Origin of the sequence: Legionella sp. PC997 (genome assembly GCF_014109825.1) — a bacterium.
Taxonomy (GTDB): domain Bacteria; phylum Pseudomonadota; class Gammaproteobacteria; order Legionellales; family Legionellaceae; genus Legionella.
The window spans coordinates 557,427-579,177 of sequence record NZ_CP059576.1 but is presented as its reverse complement, the minus strand read 5'-3'; the positions used below and the strand labels follow the sequence as shown (position 1 = coordinate 579,177).

Below are 21,751 nucleotides of genomic sequence, written 5' to 3'. Positions count from 1 at the left end.
GCCCATGCATGTTCCTCAATAAATCCACCGTGAAAAGCAACATATTCAATTCGATCAACGCGGTCTTTAGGAATGGGGGTAATTGAGATTTTAGCATCCAGTAAATTATCCCAAAATTGTTCCACATTATGGGCACCAGGGAACTGGCATCCGATACCAATTACTGCAATTTTCTTCGGATTGTTTCGTTGTTTTAGGGTTATCATTGGCTTGCTCAATGTCTCGGGTTCGAAGCCATTAATTTGTTGGATATGAGACGCTAAGCGGCCAAGCGTATTGTGTTCAAAGATCACTTCTGCAGCAAGCATTAAGCCCATTACCGCTTCTATTTTCTTTAACAAAGCCATTAAAAGAACCGAATCAATTCCATATTCGGCAAAACTCCTATCCAGCTTAATCTCGTCTTCAGTAACACCGACCACCTCCATAAGGATCCGCTTTAACATCTCTAATGCATTGCTTGGAATTGATAAATTCTGCTCTGACAAAGGAGCATTTAGAGAACGGCCATTCTTACTTGGCATGATCACTGAAGAACTTGTTGCAGAAGCTAATAACGTTGTAAGTAATGCCAGGGCTTCATGGGTTTTATAACTTCCAAGTTGGCTTCGTTGATAACTGCTACTTCGCTCCGCGTTTTTACTAAACTCATTCCATGCAGGCCATGCAATACTCAATACTTTTCCCGGATGCAGTTGGGCAAATGCGTTTAAATAATGATTACTCAAAGCATAATCAACGACCCCCATTGCAAGTTCTGGAAGAACCCCTGATACAGAAGAAAAAAGAACTAATCGTTCGAATCCATAAGAGTTTACTACCGGCCATAACGCATCAAGTGCTGCTTTTTTAGGATGGAACATTTGAGCGAACTCATTTTTGGTAAGCTCAGTGAGGGACTTGGTTTGCTTTGGGGTAACGCCTGCACAATGGAAAATCCAACCAAAATGACTTTTTTCCTTCATGACTATTTTTAAAAAAGTGGCTAATAATTCCTCTTGAGCTAAATCTCCGATGTAGTAAAACACTACACAACCTTGCTTTTTTAATTGGTGAATCAATTGAACGGTTTTTCCTGCCTTACAAGACGACTGCAGATAATGCTCCCATAAATTTTCTTGGGGTAAAGGGGTAATTCCAGTTAAAATTAATTTACGAACACCGCGCGCAACGAGCCACTTTGCAACTTCCGCACCGATACCACTCGTACCGCCTGTAATTAAGTAAACCTTTTCCGAGTCTATGGAAATAGAGGCTGATTTCTTATATTCCCGCTCTTGTAATACTTGGATAAAGCGCTGTGCTTGAGTATAACGAATTTTATGATAATTAAGGTTTATTTGCCTTAATTCCTCTTGAATGAGTTCGTAGGTAAAAAATGGAGGCTCCAGCACTAGGGTAGCTGTTTTTAATCCTATAGTTTGTTCATTCATGCACCTCAGAAAATAAGCGATCACCTCCAAGTTAGGTGAATGGCTTTCGTTAATCTGCAGTATCGTTCCTTTTTTAGTGGCGAGAGCAATCTGTTGTAAAAAACTTAAATGTTCAATTAACTCAAGCTCATCATTGCAGCAATCAAGCAATATAAACTCATCAGGCAATAACTCGATTATTTGTTTTGACGTTACTACGCTCTGCTCTTGAGGGAAGTGCCATTCACTTTGAGAGGTATAAATAAAGTGGATAACATCTTGAGCCAAATGTTTTCTTATCTCTGCTTCATTACTTTTAGTGCTTAGCACCACCCATTTACATGATGCGGGCACCAGCGGTTTATTCGTAAGTTGTTCCTGTTGCTGCCATACATATTCATAAAATCGATCTGGAGTCGTGCTATTTTCAACTTCATGAGCATAGCGACGGTTTTGAAATACGGTTCGCGGCAGGGGACTAACTTTAGGCTGAATCGTATGCTCATAGCTTTGTAAAATCACATGCGCATTACTGCCACCTGCACCAAAGCTAGACACACCCGCATAATAACACTGGTCCTTAGGATGAACAGACCAACTGGATGGGTTTTGACATAGAATTAATGATTTAGGCAATTGAATATTAGGGTTCAGACTGCTCGCGTGCAGACTTGTATAAAGCTTTTTTTGTTGCATTTGTGCGATTACTTTGACCATACCTGCAAGCCCTGCGGCTGCTTCCATATGGCCTAAATTTGATTTTAAGGAACCAATAAAGCATGGCGAATCCCGCTCGGTAAATACTTTGCTTAAACCTTTTATTTCAATCGGATCCCCTAATTGGGTTCCAGTACCATGGCACTCCACATAACTGATGTCTTCGGGTTTTAACCCTGCGTTTACGATTGCTTTTTTAATTACTTCTGCTTGGGCATTTGCATTAGGAACGGTATAACCTGAACTGGTCCCATTATGAGCGACACTACTGCCTTTAATCACGGCATGGATACGATCCCCATCACGGATTGCTGCGTGGAGGGGTTTGATTAAAATGCTCACGACTCCTTCACTTGGTACATAGCCATCGGCGTGTTCTCCAAAACTGGCACAATGTCCCTGAAGCGATAACATATTTCGATGCAAGAGTTCTTGATATTTATAATCATGACTTATGAGATTTACCCCTCCCACTAAAGCCATGGATACATCATTGGCAAGAATGGCTTGCATTGCCAAATGTAATGCGGTTAATGAAGAGGAGCACATACTGTCAAGCGTAAGACTCGGTCCAGTAAAATTAAGCACACTGGAAATTCGATTGGCAATACTTGCAGCAGTTGAATTCGCTAAAACTGTTTTTTGTTCTTTTAAGCTTTTTTCAAAACCCGTTAATTGATAAAAATTATTCATAGCACCAATAAACACCCCAACGGATTGAGGTTGATTGTCAAGACGAATTCCCGCATCTTCCAAGCAATGCCATGCGTTTTGCAGCATAATTCGTTCTTGCGGACACATTATCAATGCATCGTTAGGCGCAATATTAAAAAAAAGGGCATCAAAATCATTGGCATTTTCGAGCAATGCGCCAAAACCATAACTTCGACTATCAATTGGCTGAATGCAATTTTTCTCGTTTTCCAAAATCTCGATGAATGAGGTGAAATCAGAAGCTTGAGGAAAATTAACAGCCATGCCAATAATTGCCATATCCGCTGCAGAAGAAATTGGGACGGACCAAGGCTGTGGCTTTTGCTCTTCGCGTCTTCGAGGAGTATGAATGCTGAAATGTGCTATTAATTCATCAAACGTTGTATGGTCAAATAACAGCGTTTTGGGTTGACTGCCAAAATGAGATTCTAAATCAAAAATAATATCCATAGCCAATAAAGAATCTAAACCTAGCTTACTAAATTGGCCCACTCTTTTTAGCTCATCAGAGGTCATGTTTAGGCGATGGGAAAAAATAGAATAGACTAATTCTTGAGTCGATTTTGTATCTACTCCTGCATTATCTACATCGGTGGACAACCCCTGGGATGCAAGCGGTAGGTTTGCTGATGTATTCAGTACTTGTGCATGTACTCCTACGTCCCGCGGCTTATCCGCGGGATCCAATGAGGTCTCAATATTTCTGGATCCTGCAGATAAATCGCCGGGCGTAGTAGGACGATAAGATGTTATAAGATAATGCGCTTTTAATTCTTCAATTACGACACACAGTGTCTCCTCTTCATCAAAAATTTGAATATGAAAACTAAGCGGGCCTATTTTTTTTGTGCACACTAAAGCATGATTCCCTAACTTTTTAAGAAGTATCATTTTTTTAGCGCTTACCGGTAAAGAAAGCGGTTGTTGTTGATACAAAGTGAAATAGCCAACGGTTTGTAACGCAGCGTCTAGGAGGTAAGGATTAAACAAAAACTCGCTAAAATCTCCATTAAATTGAATCGGAGCAAAAACCCGGTCTTCTAAGGCAAAAAGTTGCTTGATGTTTTTTAAATCCGGACCATAGTTAATCCCTGCTTGTTCAAAACAGCGATAAAATTCAGTGCAGTCAATTGTTTGGGAGATACGTTTGAACTCATGCAAATTAAAGGGGACTATGTCTTTTTCATGTTCTGCAAATTCTGCTCTAAAAAACGAATCTCCATCATGAAGGAGTTCAAGGGCGCTATGAGTTCTATTTATATTAACCTTCAACAATGGATTAAGTGCAGGCAATGCTTTGAGCCAATGCACATTCACACAATATAAGGGTAGTTCATTAAGGAAATACTGAGTTAAGGCCAGACTCACTACCCCTGGTAAAATGGCCTGATGATTTACGAGATGCTGACTGAAATAAGTCTGATCCGCGGATAAGGTATATTCTGAAGTGTACTCCCAATAACACTGAATTTTTTTGAATGGGTGTACTGGAAACTGAGGCCTATTCTGATTGGCAAACTGTTGGATGACCACATGGGCATTGGTACCAGAAAATCCAAATGAACTTACTGCTGCAAGCGGTTTATTTTTAGGCCATGGGCTTAATTCTTTGACGGGATAAAAGGAGGTACTGGCAAAATCAATTTGTGGATTTTCACGTTCACAATGAAGTGTTGCTGGAATTTGTTGGAAATAGCTGCATAAAATAGTTTTGATAAAACCACACACCCCGGCGGCATGGACTGTATGACCGATATTGGATTTTATGCTTCCTAGGCCACATGATTGTTCCGGATTCGTAGACTGTGTTGTAAATAATCGCTGCAACGCATGTACTTCAATAGGATCACCCAGTTCGGTACCTGTTCCATGAGTTTCAATGTATGCGAGATCCTTCGTTGATAAGCCATAGGAAGTGTATATCTGTTGCATTAGTGACGTCTGTGCTAAACCATTAGGTGCGGTAATGCCATTTGATTGTCCATCTTGATTCACCCCACTAGCCTTAATTACGGCATAAATGGGATCGTGATCTTGAAGCGCCTGCGCTAAAGGCTTTAAATAAACACAGCCAACCGCTTCGCCGGGAATAAATCCATTCGCTTTATCCCCAAAGGTTTGACAAGCATAATCTGGTGAGAGCATTTTGGCATGATGTGCTTGCTGGAGAAAATTATCATTGCTCATAATAAACACCCCGCCTGCAAGAGCACTCGAGCATTCACCATTTTTAATCGCCTGGCACGCTTGATGTATGGCAACTAAGGAAGAAGAACATGCGGTATCAAAAGTAATTGCCGGTCCCGTTAGATTAAAAGTATAAGAAACTCGTCCAGCAATAACTGATGGGGCATTTCCCCAAAAACTTTGGGCAATAGGTTTTTGTAAACTGTGTGTCAAATAATTATTCTGGCTTGCCCCCACAAAAACACCGCAGAATTTATCAGGAAGTTCCATGGGGGAATAACCCGCATCCATTAACGCAGTTGCTGCTGTTTCTAAAAATAAACGCTGTTGCGGATCCATCGCTTGCGCTTCAATTTTTGGTATATGGAAATATTCGGGATCAAAGGCAAAGACATCAGTTAACCACCCAGCATAATTGGGCTCACGAAAATTGTGTTCTCCTCGTTTCTCTAAGGGGGTAATCGCATTAAATCCTTCACATAAACCACGCCATAATTCTTCCAGATTTTTAGCTTGTGGAAATTGCCCCGCCATACCAATTACAGCAATATCTAAAGGCTCTTTAAGCGTTTTAATTTCAGGTGTTTTAGATCGCGTGAGCTCAACTCCTTCCATAATGACTTGCCAATTTCCCTGCGCATCACAAACCGTAGCGTCTTGGTCTTTAGCATATAAAAATTCATTAGGCTGATTCCGGACATGAAATAACACTCTTTTGATTTTTTTAGGTAATCCGGGACGAGGATTTTTCTGAAAACAAGGATCATCAAGATAAATCAAAGAATGCAACATGCTCCCCAAAACAGCAGGATAACTGGCCTTAGGATTTAGGACTGCAAAAAATGAATCATTCAAATGATATTGTTCAATAATCCGATAACAATCCCCTAAGTAGTGTAACGAATCCTTCTGATAAAAATCACTCTTCGCTATAGTGTTATTAAAACGAAATTCCCGTCTTCCCGATAAACTTGTTGGGTGGACCTTAGGATCCATGGATACCACAGACATGTCGCCTAAGGATGTAGACAAAAATTCTCGTACTTTATCTATTTCGCTTTCTAATTTAAATTGATAATTACTTCGTAAAACGATTTCCTTACTGCCATCACCATGCAATTGCTCAATGCTGCAATAATGATTTATGGGATCGATTTCGAGAACTAAATTAATCGTTTGTTCTTCTTCGGCAATTAATAATTTCTTTAATTCAAGCTCAGTTAATTGCATGACTTGTGCAGTAGCTAAAGGCTTCAAAGTGGAGTAGATCATCATGAGTAAATTATCGAGCGGGAACACATAATGACCATCAATCTGGTGCGCCAACCAGTACAAATTACTTTGGGGACTGTAAGTATATTTACGTCGTTGCTTAATCATTAATCAATTCCCCTGCAAATAAATCTACCGGCTGTCTTTCTGGAATGATAGGTTCTTTTTCCTTTAGCTGAGACTGAACAAATGCTGCTAAACGCTGCAAAGTAGGATAATCAAAAATGACAGCCGTGCGTAATGATAAATTAAATGCTTTATTAATATGGGTTACTAAACTGACGCCCGTAATTGAATCAAGCCCCATTTCTGCCAAAGGACGGTCTAATTCAACAGTCTCGTTTTTAGGGAAGTGAAGTGCTTCAAGAACGAATTCCGCAATTTTCTGTGTAATTATTCCTTCCTCACAAAATGGAGGAGACGGTGTCCAAGAAACCGATGAGTTGGAATTAGACTGCTTCCTGTGACAACAAAATACCTTTTGCACGGTTACTTGCTCGCGGAAATGTTGTTCTGAAAGATCAAAACCTGCTGCGGTTAATTTTTGCAGCCAAAGATCCTGGCTTAACAAAGGAGAAGCATTTAAGCGCTCGGCGCCGCTCGCTTGCCACCAACCATCAAATAAACCAAAAATAAAATTTAAATACGCTTGTTCTTGCACTGCCTCATTAAGTAAAAATATCCCTTGTGGCTTAAGAATACGTTGCATTTCTTTAAGCGTATACTCTAAATCATTTGCCAAATGAATTACGTTCGAAGCGAGCACCACATCGTAGGAATCATCAGCCACTTGTGCTAAGTGATTCATGTCTAAGTGTTCGCAGTGCAAATTAAAATGTACGTGTTCCTGTAATTTTTTACCTTGATTCAGGAAAAAGGAAGAGACATCCGTATAATAATAATCAAGCTGCTCATAGTCATTTAATACATGCATCAATGTTTTTGTGGTTGCACCTACTCCCGCACCTAGCTCCAAAATTTTTACCCGTTGCGTACAGTTCTTAAGATATTCGGCAATATGTCGTGCGATGGATTGATTACACATTTTTGACTCAGGACTTTGAGCATAAAGAGCGAACAATAATTTAAGTCCCTCTTCTGAAAAAATGATCTCTGCGGCGGCTTTGTTTCCCTCAAGGATTAGTTTGTAGTTCAAATAACAAAGATATGCCAAACGATAATATGCCTCATAATCCGGATGCTCTTGGCAACAGCGCTCAAGCAAATGATGCAATGATTCGGCAGGGGCAGAAACTTCAGGTAATCCAGTTAAATAGGTAACCAATCGGGTGTATTTGGGGAGTATATTGTCGTGAAAATTCTGCCTTTTTCGCAAATCAGAAGCCAAGCAATAAACGAATTGGTTCACGCCATTTAGTCCTGCTTTAATGGGTAAAACGGTTCGCGTCTGCAGACCGTGCGCCGCACTTTTATTTTGAATTGCAAACTGGGCATAGGGGCTATTTAAACCTAGTTGCATCGATTCCAATGCTTGTTGTGTGGTCAAAGGAATAAAACCTAAATCGCGCGCTCGTTCGAGATAAAACGAATCAGTGACTGCCCCAACTTCTTGCCAAATACTCCAATTGATAATTTTAACAGGTAATGCGGCTTCCTGTTCCAAGCGCAAACAATAGGCATCCAAGGCATTGCTCGCCGCGGCATAGTTGGCCTGGCCTGCTAGACACGCACTGCTTTGCATGGAGGAAAAAATCACTGCAGCGTCAATTTGTATTTGTTGATGCAACTGATAAATAAAATAAGCACTGAATAATTTGGCATGAATCACGTGGCTAAATTGTTGCCAAGTCATCGAATCAACCGTGCTGTCTTGCAATTGCATAATCAAATTAAATACTGCATGGATTATGGGATATTTCACCTGCAGATACTTAATGAGCAACGCGCATTCTGCTTCATGAGTTACGTCGGTTTGAATAAACTCAACTTGCTCTCCATATGCTTGGATAAATTGTCGTGCCTCTTCATCTAAAGCACTACGCCCTACAAGAATAACCTTAGCTTTGTATGATTCAATCAAAAATTGCGTCAAAAGACGACCGATACCACCCATACCTCCAAGGATCAAATACGTCTTATGCGATATTAAAAAATCCTTTTCCTCACCCTCTGGAGCTAACTCCAGAGAAGGAAACCAGTACTGTTTTTTTCGATACTCAATGGTTTGAGAGGCTCCTGGAGCTACCCGATCCAACATCGACTGCTCTAAAGGGGTATCCATAATTAAATGGTGCACGTGCCAATGGGGCATTTCTTTAGCTAAAGATCCTAATAACCCGCTAACCATTGCTACTTGTGGATGATTGGCCTGAGCAGTATAAGAATACCACCCAATAGTAATTTTTTTTGTAAACAAATTGGAGCGTAACGTCGTTTTCAATAAATCAAATAAAGGCTGAACTAGACCGAGAGGATCCTGTTGAAATAAATTAATCTTTAAATTAAAGTCAGGATACTGCGGATAAATAATAAAGTGATCTATATCAGGGCGAACCTCTAAAAATATCTTAAATTCATCCAGATTAAACTCACTCAAGTTATAACTATAAACCTTATTATTTTTTTCGAGTTGTGAGCTAATTGGTTTAAGTAGCCCGGCACAACAATCCTCATGTATGATTACAATATTTTGGTTACATAACGGTTGATGTATCATTTCCGCCGGCAGCTCTTTACTCACATAAACTAAGTGATTTTCTGGAGTTTTAAACCAGAGTTTTTTACGGATAAAAGGATAAGCTGGAGTCCCATGAACAGGCATCATTTCATCCGCGTTTGCTGGAGGACTAAAAGCAACCTCCCCATTCAGATAAGCTTGGGCAATGGATTGATAGTTATCGCTAATATAAGGAAATACTGATGAATCAAGCCAATCCTGCATCTGCTGAATTAATTGTCGCTGATTATGCCATTGGAAAATCACTCGATATCGATGATGAAGACGTCTTTTTTGTAGGGTAAAACAGAAACTTTGCGGTTCCAAATGAGGCGTTTCTTGCAACCAGGTAATGTAATTTTTTACCAAGTCATACAAGCTTTTTTCATTGGCTGCCGAAAGAGGGATTAACGGTACAAAAGAGTCGATTCGAGGTCGTTGATTTAGAGTACCCTGCTCTAAAACAACATGCGCATTAACCCCGCCAAAACCAAAAGAACTTACCGCCGCACATCGAGGAATCAATGCTCCATGAAGATGCTTTTGTTGCCATGCATGAGATTCTTCACTGATCGACAGGCCCGATTGCTGCAATTTAAGGTATGGATTGATTTCAGATAAATTCGCTTGTCCTGGAATCATTTGATATTGAAACATCAACAAAATTTTTATTAAGCCAGCCAACCCTGAAGCAGGTTCTAGATGGCCAATATTGCCTTTGACTGAGCCCACTTCAATCGCTACATTTTTATCAGCCACAAAACTTTTCAAACCTTCCAACTCAATAGGATCACCTAGTGAGGTGCCTGTCCCATGGGCTTCAATATAACTAATGCGTTCTATATCAATCGAACTATAGATATGTTCGTACAGTTTTTGTTGCGCTATTGAGCTGGGTGAAGTGAGGGTATTAGCTTTACCCGTATGATTGACCCCGCTTCCAAGAATCCTGGCATAAATCGTATTATTTTGTGACTGTGCTCGCGCTTGGTTCTGGAGAATAACGACAATAATTCCTTCCCCTCGAATGTATCCATCTGCTTGCTTATCAAAAGGTTTGCAGATGTTCGTAGAGGACAGCATTCCTGATTGAGTGAACGCATTAAAGAATTCATCATCGAGTAACAGATTCACTCCACATACAATTGCTTGCTCAATCTCCCCTTGCTTGATGGCTTTTACGGCGCGATCTAGGGCATATAAACTACTGGAACAGGCCGTATCTAATGCTTCACTAGGGCCACTTAAATCAAAAAAATGAGATATTCGATTCGCGAGTAAACTATGTACGGTTGCAACTGGAATGTAGGGATTGTTCACTTGGTTTCGCGTTAATTGTTTAGCATAATCAAAAGTGGACGCCCCCACATAAACCCCTGTTGCGGATCCTTTTAAGTGAAAGGGGTTGATGCCCCCCATTTCTAAGGCATGCCATACCTCCTGCAATAACAGTCGTTGCTGGGGATCCATCACCATGGCCTCCAATGGTGACAGATTAAAAAAAGCCGCATCAAATGCCTCAACACCCTCAATAAATGTCCCCGGATGTTGTTGCATGTAATGCAACCTATTTGCAGGAGTTTGGCTAAAGACATGGTTTTGATTCACTAACAATTGCCAAAAATCGTGTAAACTTTTACATCCTGGTAAGAGCGCACTGAACCCGATAATCACCGGCACATCTTCTCTAGGCACATGATGAGGGGTAAATGATTTTACCTCTTCGGATTGAATCCTCCCCGCCGCAGGAGATATAGCCTGCTCATAATGGCTAATGAATTCGGCAACGGTTTTATAACCAAAAAAAGTAGCCGGGGTGATTGCCAAATCATAGGTATCATTTAAATAATTGGCCAACTCAGTAAATAAAATTGAGTTAAAACCAAGATCGCCAAAAGAGGCTGTTAGCTCAAAATGCTCCTTAAGTTCTAATACTTTTTTAATCGTGTTGACCACGAAGAGTTTAAATTCCATATTCACTTCAAACCTGTATTGTTGCGTTGATTTCAAATCATTTAAGTGCTGTAAAATGATTCCTGGCTCACCTTGATGCGCCATAATTTGCGGCCAAGGTAAAACGGATAATGTTTCAAAAATGTGACATCCCGTAGCATTGCTAATTGCCTCCATTCCCCATTCTTTTTGCATGCGTGCTAAAACTGACTCACTGACCTGCATGCCTCCTTGTTCCCAAAAAGGCAAATTAATGCTGTAAGTAAATCCTGAGCACTTTCCTTGGATACGCCAGGATTCTCGTAAAACGGAAAAACCATCTAAAAATCCATTAGCAGCTGCATAAATAGACTGCCCAACATTAGCGAGTATCGAAGAGTAGGAAGACAACAAAAGAAAAAAATCCAGATGATAGCCCCTGGTCGCTTTATCAAAATTTAAAGTCCCAATTACTTTTGCGGTCAAAGCCGTTTCAATTGCTGCCGCTGACTGATTAATAATAAGACTATCTTGTTGAACACCAGCTGCCTGAATACAACCATTCAAGACACCCCCATGTTCTGAAACAAACTGAGCGATCAAGGCGTGCAGGGTCTCACGGTCACCGAGATCAACTTGCTTGTAGCTGATGTTGTTTTGGCCTAACCAATGCATGTTGTCAATGGATGGATTACGTCGTCCCAGAAGTAGAATATGGGCTTGATATTGATGCACCAGGTATTGAGCAATAATTTGCGGAATCGCACCCAGTCCTCCCGCAATAACGTATACCCCATTTTTTTTAAATAACAAACGGACTTCTTTTTGCTCTGGAGTAACCGCATGGTAATATTGAGTATGAAAAGCACCCTCCCGGTTCACTTTAACCCAGGTAGGCAATTCCTTCTCGGCTACCTGTGACAAGAGTTGAGCGCTCAATTCCCAAGGCAAAAGGACTACGCTGTAACGGAGTTCAGGAAACTCACGTTGTGCTGTACGTAAATAAGCATGGATTGCCTGGGCGTAAACAGCAGTTTCTCCCGAATCCTCAAAACATAAAATCAGCTGTAATTTTTTTCGTGTTTGCACAGCATGTTGTACATTCTGTAGGAGGCTTATAAATTGAGTTGTATTGTGTACTTGATTTACCCGCATTATAGAACAAGCCGAATCAATGCTGGGTGTTTGGGTGGCAGTCAACCACTCAATCGTTCTTTCTTTTGCCTTTTCACAATCAATGCGCTGCCAAAAGGGCTTAAAATAATGAATTGGTTTTTGACTCACTTTGACTTCGAAGGACATGAGCTCAGAAGCGGATAATGCAGCTAAATTTCTGGATTCGTCAGAAGAATCTATCTGCGGAATAATTTGTTGTTTGTGAATAGGAATCATGCAAAAACCACTAATATGGCTTACCAAACGATACTGCTCATCAAAAATAGAAATATCATAGCGAGGAGAAAATTCACGGAGAGATTTGTCTTCCACAGCTACATAAATTTTAGTAGTCCAGTCGTGAACTAAATTTAACACCTCAATCTTTTGAGGAATGTATACCTGATCTCTTGGCAACTCTGCTTGTAACACTGAAACACATTGCAAAACACCATCAAATAAACGGGGATCCAAGGTAGGTACTTCTTGAGCATCTGCGAGTATTAATGTGGCAACCGCTTTATTTTGTTGTGGATTTACGCGAAGAGTGTGTACGGATTGAAATGCTTCACCATGATACCAATTATTACGGCGAAATTGTGCATACATTGTCGCCGTTAACAGCTCGTGAGTGCACTCTTTAGCAAATGAAGCATATTCGCTGATCACTGGAACTTCATTTAAAGAATGATAAGTACTGCTTGAATACAATAGGGTCCCGGTTAATTCACAAAGAAGATGGGTGTCTTCCGGTTTAAAACGAACTATGAGTGAATGGGTATCTGTTTCATGATCCGCATAAATAGGATTAAGCCATTTTATGTCGCGAATGCTGATTCGAAGCGACGCCTTTTCTTTATTCCGTAGATAGGCTTGATAACAAAAATAAATATGCGCCACACCAGGTAATATTGGACGTTGATGTAATCGATGTTGTTCAAAATAATAGGCTTTAGTTTCCAGAATTAAGGGATATTCTTCAATTATTGCCGAATAATTCTTAGGAATACTCCAATGGGCTTGTTTTTTAAACGTATGATGTTGAGTGCACATTTCAGGAATAAAAGGATAATCTTGTAAAATAATGTGGGCATTTGAACCACCCGCACCAAAAGAACTGAGTGCACTAAAACGTGCTCCCCTACTGTGTTCCCACGGAATGTTTTGTTCTGGGATAATGAACTGGGTCTTTTCAAAATGACAATGTTCATTCAACGGCCAAGCATTTACTCCAGCGAAGATTTCCTCATGATGATACTGCAATAAGATTCGTACCAAACCCGCCAAACCAGCACATGCTTCACTATGACCCATATTACTTTTAACTGAACCTAGGAAAGCTTTATTTTGATAGACCTCACCTAATGCTTTTATTTCTATAGGGTCACCTAAAATTGTGCCTGTACCATGTGCCTCAATATAATTGATTTGCCAGGAATTAATCCCTGCTTTTTGCAAGGCAGCAAGGATAACCTGTTTTTGGGCTTCAGAATTTGGCACGGTATAACCATGCATTTTGCCACCTGAATTGAGCGCACTGCCTTTGATGACTCCATAAATTTTATTCCCTTCTGCAACCGCCGCATTTAATTTTTTAATGCATAAAGCCACAACCCCTTCAGCATACACAAACCCATCTGCATTTTGCGAAAAGGTGGCGTTAATGCTTTGAGCTGAAAGCATGTGTAAATCAGAGAGCTCTACCATTTGTCGTGGGTGTACAATTAAATTTACTCCACCCACTACCGCCATAGTCGATTCATCAGCTAACACACTTTGACATGCCAAATGAAGCGCGGATAGCGAAGACGAACATGCTGTATCCACCGCCATACTGGGACCATGCAAATTAAAACTGTACGAAATTCGGTTTGCTGCGGACCAATAAGCGCACGCAGAATTAGCATGTTTTTGAGTCGTCCAATCTTCGTTTAACCAAGAATAATAAGCGCCACTGATCCCCACAAATACAGAGATTTTATTGTCCGAGGCGATAGGGAAAGCCTTCGCATCCTCAAGGGCAAAATAAGCATTTTGCAACAGCAAACGTTCTTGCGGATCGATAAAAGCAGCTTCACGTGGGGAGAGTTTAAAAAAAGCTTCATCGAAGCAATCGATATCCTTTAAAAAACTGCCACTATGGGCATAAGAGGTTCCCTGCTTTCCTTTTTGTGCATAAAAGAAGGACTCATGTTCCCAACGTGATTTAGGAATAGGTGCAAACGCGGTTTTACCCTGTTGCAGCATAGAAATAAAATCATCGGATCCTGTGTGGGGAAGCTGATAACTCAGTCCCACAATGGCAATATCTGTTTCCTGATTATAATGGTTTAGTTCAAAATGAATATCAGGAATTTTGATTCCTTCATGGTCAGTGAATCGTTTTACTAGAGCATCCACCGTATCGACCGCAAACAATTCCGCAATACCAAGATCAGGAAATCTAGTTTTTAATTTTTGGTATAAGTCACTTAAACTTAATGAGTCAAAACCAAGCTCCGACAATCGATCTTCTAATTGAATCGTTTTGCTATCCAAATAAAGTGTTTGGGCCAATTGTTCAATGATCCATTGTGGATTTTTATCCGGATAAACTGATACGTCTTGTGTTCCCACAAGCTCTGCGGAACCTTTTGCGTCGCCCATCATCAACGCAGGCTGTTTTTTAATCTGAGGTTCACGTTTTATTTTGGCATCAATAACAATTTGTTCTGCAGAAGAGAAATTTAAACAAGAGTATTGATACTCAATATCGGTTAGATTCATTTTCTGCAGCACTGATATCCATTGTTCTGCACTCAGTAAAGGGGAATTCATTTGCCGTAAATGTTGGTCTTTGGCATTCCACCATCCATCAAATAAACCAAAGATAGCAGTGGTATAATTCGTCTTTTCAACTAATTCATTTAATAATAAATGGCCACTATCAGCCAAACATTCGCTCAAACTCTTTAGTGAATTTAAAATATCACTCGTTGCATGAATGGCATTTGTCGCGATCACCACATCAAATGCTTGATAAAACTCATGTTGCGCATCCATCTGTTCCATATCAAATACTCGGAACTCCATGGAATGCTCATACTCCGAAAAATTGCGCCTTGCTTTATTGACCAATGCAGAAGAAATATCGGTGAAATAATAAGTAAATGATTGATCGTGTAGCTCTGTTAAAATAGCTCGGGTTGAAGCACCGCTGCCCGCACCTACCTCAAGAATTTTTATGGGTTTTTGGGATAATCGACTGTAATCTCTTAGTTTCCTCGCCACCATCTGATTCGCATAGTCAGCAACCACATGATGTTCGTAAAAACCTTGTACTAATTCCGTATTACCCTGAGGGAAAATAACTTGGTGTGGCAACAAAGCACCGGATAATATCTCAGGATATTGGTCACATACTGCGATAAATAATTTAAGCCGGGAGGAATAATTTCCTTCGTTTAATTCATCTTCATAATTGCTTTTTAACTTTTCAAGTTGGCTTATCTCTTGGGCAATAAAAATAAAATTCTCTTCCATGCGCACGAGCTGCAGTTTTTGCCAGATATTAAATAATTCCCGAACTAATTTTTGAAAATGTTTTTGGAACGCTGGAAAAATCATCTCCAGCTTTCGACCATGCATAGGAACAGATTGGTTGATTCGTAATAAAAGGCTTAATGCCACATACTCTTCCAAGATCTGATTTTTATTGACTGTCACCGGAGTTATAGAATTGTGCGGTTTCGTGCGACCCGTAATTAAAGCAAAGGGAGTTTGAGTATCAATTTGCAGTTCAAATGATTCCATCAATTCAGCAAACGATAAAGGAGCCAAATCATTATTTGCCATATACTTGGTGTAATCAGCCGAGGTGGCCAAACCAATCCCTTCAATTACGCCCAACGCAGTGACAAAACAGGGAAGACTATTTTGTTGGGTAATTAAATAGTTCTTTAACGCCGCTTCAAAACTGTATATCGTAGCCCCTAAATTGGGAGAATATGCTTGAATAGAGGTAAAAACATACAGATTTTTCGTGTATTGTGCGAGTTCCTCCGACACTAACCAACTGTTGCGTTGACTCACTTGCTTTAAGGTAGTGGATAATGAATGTTCGCTTTGCTTAACCCACCACTCATCATGACGCGCCACAGCCAAATGAAAAATACCTGAAATTTTTTCTGCTGCAGCAAGCTGTTTTAAATAGTTTAAAAAATCTTTGGTTGCACCCGGATCACAGCAATGATAAATCATCTTATTTTGCTGGAGTTGTATCCGTACTTGGTCATGTAATTGAGCATAGGGTTTGCGACCTACTACATAAATTTGTGCCGCGTATTTTTCTTGAAGATAGCTTCCAAGCTTTAAACCCACTCCCCCAGCACCTCCAACTAAAACATAGGTTCCACGATAAGCAAAACCTTTACGTGCCTCCTTAGAACATTGCAAAGCGACTTGCTGGTACAAATAAAATCTTCCCTTAAAATCAATTACCCTTAGAAGCAGTGGGTTAATTTCTAAATTTACTGCGTTGACAAAATGCGTAATTAACTCGACTTCTTGCGAGGAATAATTTTCATCTAATTTTAAGTAAATAATCCGTTGTTTTTTAAGCTGATTACTGCATTTAACCGAGATTTGCCGAATGATTTCCAATACCCATTGAATTGGATCTTGTTCTGAGTAATCGATCGTGACCCAAAGGTCGTGCGTCAAAATATCATGTACCGAATACTCATTCCAATGCATCGTTTTTAGATGAGCAAAATCATGCTGATTAATGCATTTCAAGGTGGTTTGCAAAGTATAAAATTGCTTTACGTTCTCTATAGAATGCTTCGTTGTTTCTTTAAAATAAGACTTGCGCTGGAAAGGAAGAGATCCTAAATAACGCTCAAAATCGATAACAAATCCCCTAAGCCATAATTGCAAAACCAACTCATCAGTTATGGTCAAAACATCCTTGTCGCTCACTTGATCCAGATCGATACAAATGCGCTGACCTGCTTTAAAATGAACAATACATTGATTAGTACTGCTGTTTTGCACATCTTGAATACACGTTATTGGTTTATAATAAGCAACTAATAAAGTGAAGGCACTTGCATCAGAATGTGTAGTGATTCGCTCAATTAATCTGCTCTTAAAGAGCTCGATATAAATATCATCAAGCTGAACCAGTAATTTAATCTCCTCAGGAAGAAGCAGTTGGTGTTCAAGCAGTGCAATAAGCTCAACAAAAGAAGCAGTGAAACGTCGGAGCAATTCATTTTTAACCGTACTTAATTGCCATTTATTAATAACACGTACCCTTGCCCATAAAAGCATAAGTACCAATTCATATCGGATCAATTTTTTATCTACATGCCTCGGCATTATTTCTTCGTTGGTCCAAAGGCATAAGCGATTTTGAATTTTTTGTAGATCATTTTGTTCAAACAAAACAATTAATTCTGCGGGGAGTAATGTTTGCAAAAATCCTCTAAATGTATATTGATGCTGGTAAAGGACCATGCTTTCAGCAATAAGTTGATTCACTTGGGACGATTCGATCACCAAGCCCTCAACAAGTTTGAACACATAATCATCTAAATCAGTGAGGGCTGGATAGGATGTTCCATTTACTATTAAATGTGTTTGGATTTTTTGATTGGCTTTGATGGCCAAAGAAACCGCGCTGCCCTCTGCTTCAATACACCGTATGTCGGATAAAAAATCATGAATGAGATGAACCCAGTATTCGGGTAACTGCTCTAAACACGCAGACGATAGATAAGATCTTAATTGCAAGGAACTCGTTGGTGCACAATCCCCAGGAAGCACTAAATAGTCATTCTTTATAGGCATCCAGGTAATGTGTTGCTCATAAAGCCATCCTGCTTGACGGAAAGAAACGCAATGCTCCTGGGTATAAATTGAGTTTAATGCCATATGATACGCATCTTCCTGCAACACATAATCTTCAGAGAGAGCCACCAAAGACTCCAAATCTTCTTTGGTTTTTGCACTGAGCAATACCGGTAATTTGAAAGGCTTATTGATATTTATCGGGATACGTTCAGGGACTCTTTGCAAAATAGCATGTGCATTCGTACCACCAAATCCAAAAGAACTCACTGCAATTTGTGAGTGATTATAATCCACCGGTTCTGTATTGATATTTAACGTTTCAGATAATAAAACATTCGCTTTATCTGAAAGTACATGAGGAGGAATTTTCCGATTCTTTAAAATCAACAAACACTTAGCCACACCGAGTAATCCAGCCCCAGCTTCCATGTGCCCTACATTTGCTTTAATGGAGCCAATATAGCAACCCGGATAATGGTGACTTAAGGCTTCAAGCTCAATAGGATCCCCAAGATTCGTTCCCGTGCCATGGGCCTCAATATATCCAACATCCAGATAGGAACATTGTTTTTGGGCTAAGCGAATCAGTTGGGATTGGGCAGTCACACTAGGGGCAGTCATCGTACTGGTAGTTCCATTGTGATTGCAACTAATTCCCGTAACCACTCCTAGAACCGAAAGATTTAAGGCCTCAGCCTTAGCTTTTGAGGTAACTAGCAAAGTAATCATTCCCTCTAAAGGCAAATACCCATCGGCTTGCATAGAAAAAGTATGACACCAACCACTTCGCGAGAGCATACCCGCTTTTTTGAAACTCTGATGCCGCAAAGCACTATCTATATAATTAACGCCAATTACAAAAGCAAAATCATTTTCACCTAGTCTAATGCTGTCACAGGCATCTTTTAAGGCAACCAATGAACTCGCGCAAGCGGCATTAATACTCTTACTTTCTCCAGTAAAGTTAAAACAGTAGGAAACTCGATTGGCAACACTTGCCTCACAATTATTTAAGAAAAAACGACTGTCACTGTCGGAGGTAGTCGTTGCATAAGAATGCAGGTGATCCACCGACATTACTCCGGCATACACACCGGTTGTCGCTTGCTGCAGTTCAGAACGCATCATGCCTGCATTTTCCAGACAGGTGTGCACACCATACAACGCTAATTTTTGTTGTGGATCGAGATGCGCAATATCTTTGGCAGTCAGATTAAACAAACTGGGATCAAAAAAATTCCAATCGGTAAACAAATTGGCATAGGTCGTTTCATCTTCACCACGCCACATTCTTGAAGAGGATACAGAACTTCTTGTTTTTTGACCCGCAATTAAAAATTGCCACAAGGCTTCCTCCGTTTCTATCTGGGGGAGCCTTAAACTTAAACCTATGAGTACGGGTGTAGTATCCTCAAGATGTGAATTCTTTTGAGTTATTGGCAACAATTCCTGTTCCATTTAGTTCATCTAACCTTTCTGATGAATGTGCAAAAAAGGAGGGAATATAGTCCGTTTTAAACCCCTGCTGGTACGTTTTTAAATGAATGATGAATTGTTTGTCCTTAAGCAAATTCATAGCTGCTTTTACAAACATTAAAGCGATATAATAGCGTCCTTCATTCGTATTTTTATCAATTTTTAATTGAAATGGATTGAATTGATTAAAGGGTGGTAATGCAAGTAATAGGTCTGAATCAAGCTTCAACTCAGCACTGGTATTTAGTCCAAGTGAACAAATAGCATATCGGAAATAAACATAGGCTTTAGTTATTTGGTAGCAGGCCTCGTCTAGAGGGGTAACACGTCCTTTTGCATAAGCAATACGCAAAAAAGTTTCTTCCAACGCATTTAAACGCAAGAAATTCGCAATAGTTGCCAAGTCAAAAAGTGGATTTCCTATTCGTGCAAACTCCCAATCAATTAATGAAAATTGAGTTCCTTCGGTTTGAAATAATAGATTCCAAGGATTCATATCATAGTGACACAGACTGGTTTTTGGATTTAGATTAAGTAGGTGATCTAAATCATTAAATAGTGATAAAACTAAGGAAAAATCTTCAAACCTCGGATCTTTTTCAACAAGTTCTGTAACATTCTTTTTTAATTGCAAAAATTTAGGGCTTTCCTTACTTATGCTCTTGGGAACTTTCATTGCATGCAAGGCACTAATTACTGAACTTAGTGAGGCCAATCGATCCCATGATTTATCCAAGGGCCACTTCGGATCATTGGCAACAAATTCAAAAATAGCTACTTTTTGTGCTGCATTAAAATAAATTATTTTAGGGCCAATACCAGTACGCGAAGCAGCTTGAGCTGCATACAATTCTATCCATCCCTGAGCACTGTCTTCTTCTAATATTTTTATTACGTAGTTTTGATTGTATGCGTGTACTATAAAATTCTGGCAAAAAGGAGACAACCCCCCGTTCAGGGGTTTTAAAGATCCTGCCCTCCAGGGTAGAAATGACTGTAATGTCGACTTGAGACGTGTTGCAATTGCTTTGGAATTACTGAGTTCGTCAACTGCCCCATCAAGAATTAGTCCTTTAGGTTTTATTACCTGTTCATCTAGGAACAATCGCCAGCTACTGCATACCAAACGTAAAGGAAGAAGCTCCTCTTTACGAAGATATTGTAAAATTCCTCCCATGATAAAATAAGGAAGTTGGAGCGCTCCAAAATTAAAATCTTTTTCCGGTTTATTTATACTTCCTAATAGTTTGGTATTGAGCTGTCGTTTAAATTGATAATCATTAATGGTTTGCATGGCTTGCTTGATCAGCATCACACTAATATAAAACTTACCTGCATCACTACTTTTATCAATCGCACCATCACTAGGTTGGTATTCGTTAAACGCTGGAATTAAAGCGATATCGACCTGATTAACACGAGTGGGATCACTGATATTTGCTGCAAAACTTATCGCAAATCGCAATAAAGCGATTTGTTGCATGTACCCATAATGCAACTCTTCTTCAGGGAATGGCTTACGTCCTAAATAATGCGTTAAAAGAGAATTTGCAGCGTCAGGCTTTAAGCGTAACGTGGCCACTACAATCGCTAAGTCTAAAAATGGATCAAGTAATCCTGCGCATTCCCAATCAATAAAATAGAAATCCTCGGGGGTCGCTAACAGATTATTAGGATTCATATCGTTATGACAATAATGGGTTTGTTTCACTAAATCTGTTAAATAATCAAGTTGCATCAGCGCATAATGCTGCAAGAAAAAAACAGGCGAAACTTTAATGTAACTGTTTAAAGTGGCCCGACGTTCCGTGATGAGGGTTGATTTTTCAATTTCCGCGCGTCGGGGTAACTTTGGTCCGGAATGAAATACTGCGAATTTTTTTGCAATAAGCTTTAATTGCTCATCATTCAGCCGGCTATTAATAGAGGGATTATTCTCTACATAACGCATGATGATTATCCCCGCAGAAAAATCAAAATACTCTACTTCGGGCGCAATTTTTTTCTGAGCGAAAAAAATTGAGGCAAATACTTCACGAGTTCGTCCTTCCTTATGTCTTATATGACGTAATACATACCGTTCAGAACCCACCTGCAACAGATAACTATTGGCCCAAGGAGAAAATCCTTCGGTTAATTGTTTTATGGAAATGGGGGCCTTGGGAATTACGGGTAAAATTGCTTGGATATGTGGTAGTAATTCGGAAACATCCGTTAAATCCTGGGCTTCAATGCATAATTCAGAGCCCTGATGCATTAATACATGTCGCCAACCGTGATTCACTTTACTTAATTTCTTCTTATCGGCTGAGGGTAGATAACTAACTATCTGTTGAATAGCGCTTAAGGGTAAAGATATATTAAAAAATCTCAT

At 39.8% G+C, this 21,751-nt stretch carries 3 protein-coding genes (1 of these 3 running past the window's edge); all 3 read right to left on the bottom strand.

The genetic code is table 11. The features are described from left to right. Tightly spaced (each overlapping or abutting the next), the 3 genes in view from HBNCFIEN_RS02390 to HBNCFIEN_RS02380 form a layout consistent with a single transcriptional unit that may run on beyond the window. On the bottom strand, positions 1–6,410 hold the 5' portion of the coding sequence (locus HBNCFIEN_RS02390) for a beta-ketoacyl synthase N-terminal-like domain-containing protein (protein ID WP_182392555.1). It extends 1,135 nt beyond the left edge of the window; 6,410 of the gene's 7,545 nt are visible here — the first part of the coding sequence; its start codon is at positions 6,408–6,410; its stop codon lies off the left edge, out of view. Next, complete coding sequence (locus HBNCFIEN_RS02385; RefSeq protein WP_182392554.1) at positions 6,403–19,359, bottom strand: SDR family NAD(P)-dependent oxidoreductase; 12,957 nt, start codon at positions 19,357–19,359, stop codon at positions 6,403–6,405. The genes HBNCFIEN_RS02390 and HBNCFIEN_RS02385 overlap by 8 nt, the downstream gene beginning before the upstream one ends. Then, on the bottom strand, positions 19,313–21,751 hold the full coding sequence (locus HBNCFIEN_RS02380) for a phosphotransferase (RefSeq protein ID WP_182392553.1): 2,439 nt from the start codon (positions 21,749–21,751) through the stop codon (positions 19,313–19,315). The genes HBNCFIEN_RS02385 and HBNCFIEN_RS02380 overlap by 47 nt, the downstream gene beginning before the upstream one ends.